Source organism: Thiolapillus sp., assembly GCF_048562965.1.
GTDB classification, from domain to species: Bacteria; Pseudomonadota; Gammaproteobacteria; order Chromatiales; family Chromatiaceae; genus Thiolapillus; species Thiolapillus brandeum_A.
In genome coordinates this window covers 1-516 of sequence record NZ_JBHNMF010001679.1, presented here as the reverse complement: position 1 = coordinate 516, position 516 = coordinate 1, and the positions used below count along the sequence as shown (strand labels likewise).

Annotated in this window: 1 protein-coding gene; it reads left to right on the top strand. The window is 56.4% G+C overall.

The annotated features are described in order from the left end of the window. Positions 1-193: 193 nt before the first annotated feature. A partial coding sequence (locus ACOCD2_RS26185) for a hypothetical protein (RefSeq protein ID WP_419588827.1) occupies positions 194-516 on the top strand: 323 nt, incomplete at its 3' end.

Sequence of the window (516 nt, the reverse complement as noted above, 5' to 3'; positions counted from 1 at the left end):
CATCGGAAAAGGCAAAACTGGTACGTCCTTTCACTTTATGCCGGCGTTCCGGATCTGCCTTCAACCGATCCGCATAGATCCAGGTCAGCGTAACGGCCATCATACAAAAATTCAGCAAGCGTGTCTTCGGCCTCGTGATAGATTTTGGGACATCCCAGTCCCCAAAATCGACTCGGCCTTTGACAACCTATTGGTGCCCCAGCCGTCCTGGTCACCCAGCACTACGCAACAACTTCGCAAGCTCGTTGCTGCTCCGTACTTGGCTCCCAATGACTGGACGCCGCGTTCGGAGACCTACTTTGTTTTCCCTCTGGCGCAAGGCACGCCGGGAAAACAGTGCGGCCTCGCGGCTACTGGGGTCTACCAGCCTTCGCTTCGCTCTCCATGGCTGGCAGCGATGGTTGGTCACGGCCTGCGCATTCCGGCACTGACTCTTGCAGCTGCCGATTTCCTGCTTCAGCTCCTTGAAGCCGGATTCGATCTTCCATCGGGCGCCATAATACTCGATGATCTGTG